Source organism: Mesorhizobium sp. LNHC232B00 (assembly GCF_000502435.1).
GTDB classification, from domain to species: domain Bacteria; phylum Pseudomonadota; class Alphaproteobacteria; order Rhizobiales; family Rhizobiaceae; genus Mesorhizobium; species Mesorhizobium opportunistum.
The window spans coordinates 1-1806 of sequence record NZ_AYWP01000070.1; the positions used below are offsets into that span (position 1 = coordinate 1).

Annotated in this window: 3 pseudogenes; 2 read left to right on the forward strand and 1 reads right to left on the reverse strand. The window is 61.5% G+C overall.

The annotated features are described in order from the left end of the window. Positions 1-347 precede the first annotated feature (347 nt). A pseudogene (locus tag X743_RS1000000171810) lies at positions 348-721 on the forward strand (transposase); the annotation flags it as partial. A 30-nt stretch (positions 722-751) separates the two neighbouring features. On the opposite strand, the pseudogene X743_RS1000000173870 reads toward X743_RS1000000171810, so the two are convergent. Beyond that, positions 752-899, reverse strand: a pseudogene (locus X743_RS1000000173870) (SAM-dependent methyltransferase); the annotation flags it as partial. Between the two features lie 473 nt (positions 900-1372). Between X743_RS1000000173870 and X743_RS01000000169740 the strand changes: the two are divergent. Then, a pseudogene (locus tag X743_RS01000000169740) lies at positions 1373-1806 on the forward strand (DDE-type integrase/transposase/recombinase); the annotation flags it as partial.

A 1806-nucleotide genomic window follows, 5' to 3' on the forward strand; every position in this document is an offset into this window, starting at 1 on the left:
AACCGCTGTTATGATAGGTGAGCGCGCTTCAGATCTCATCCTGCAATCGTAGTTTGAGGTAAAGAGATCGGCCCAGTCCGAAGCCCCAGAAGCAGTTGGTCCTCAGGCAGGCTCTCCGCCCTTCGCCCGAAGCGATAGCTCCGCAACTCCTTGATGATCTGGCGGAACCTCTCATTCTCCGCACGCGGCCAGAAGCATCGCCTGAAGCGCATGAGGATCGTCGGGTAGGGCAGCGGCCGCGTCGGTCACGAAGCGGATTTAAGCATGGATACCAGTGATTTGGCAATGATCGCGGTGGTCGGCTCGCCGTCGTTGGGGATGTCAGGAATCTTGTGCGTGAGGCCATGATGATCGAAAGGAGAATCATCGAGAAGGAACTTCTGGAACCGGTTGCTTGCTGGACGCGCGACCCACAGGAGCTGTTTGCCAAGGACGGTCTGCTCGACGATCTGAAGAAGGCGCTTTCGGAGCGGATACTGAACGCCGAACTGGATGATCATCTTGACGAGGAGCAAGCCGAAGGGCTGGCGAACCGCCGCGACGGACATTCGAAGAAGACGGTTCTGACGGGCACATCGAAGCTCGAACTTCGATCCCGCGTGACCGTGCCGGCTCCTTCGACTCGAAGTTGATCGCCAAGTATCAACGCCGCTTTCCCGATTTCGACGTCAAGATCGTATCCATGTATGCGCGCGGCATGAGCGTGCGTGAGATCCGCGGCCAAGGCCGTGGCCTGAGAACAGCGGTTACACAGAGGCCCATAGGTGATCTGAATTACGGGGCCGCCCGGCAGGAATGCGGACGAGCAGATCCTCAACCAGGGCAATGCGATGTTCCATCGGAAAGCTCAACAGCGGGACTGCACTGACGACGCAATCGAACTGTTCACCTCGCCCTAGACGCGCCAACGTGACGCCTGTATTCGCGGGCCACATAGCTTTCTAGGACTCAAGACCGGCGGCTGCCGACCGAAATGCTTAGCATGCCCCGCCTCATGCCGTGGTGCCTCGGGGCCCTCATTCCCGCTTCAATTTCACACGGCGCGCCGGACAAACGTGGTCAACCCGCGGTCAGGGATGCCGATCTTGGAGCTCGGTGACTGGCGTCATCCCAAGGCAATCCTGGCCCGGGGGATCAGGAATTTCTACGACGGCCTCGTGCAACCCTTCCCGGGCGTGGACTTCAGATTGGGCAACGCCTTTCGCTGGATGAAGTTCTGGGTGAGCGCAAAGAAGCCGCGGTTGGCGCGACGCTTACGAGCCCTGGCATCGCGCTTTGAGGGGTCCGCGGCTTCCGCGCTGGCGAAGCCCTCCGCCTCTACCTGCTCGGCTTCTTCCAGCCCAGGCGCGAAGGCGAGGCATCGGGTATCAACCGCATCTACCGGCTATACCGCGAAGAAGGACTGGCCGTGCGCAAGCGACGCTCCAGGCGCCGAGCGGTAGGGACGCGGGCACCGATCCTAGTCCAGGCGAAGCCGAACGCGCGCTGGTCGCTGGATTTCGTCCATGATCAGTTCGCCTGCGGCCGGCGCTTCCGCGTGCTCAACATCGTCGACGACGTGACGCGCGGACACCTCGATCTGCGGCCGCCGGGTGGCGCGTGAACTGACGGAACTGATCGCCCGGCGCGGCAAGCCGGGCATGATCGTCTCCGACCACGGCACCGAGTTCACCTCGAACGCGATCCTTGCCTGGTCGAAGGATCATCAGGTGGAATGGCACTTCATCGCGCCGGGCAAGCCGATGCAGAACGGCTTCTGCGAAAGCTTCAACGGGCGGATGCGGGACGAGTTGCTGAACGAAACCC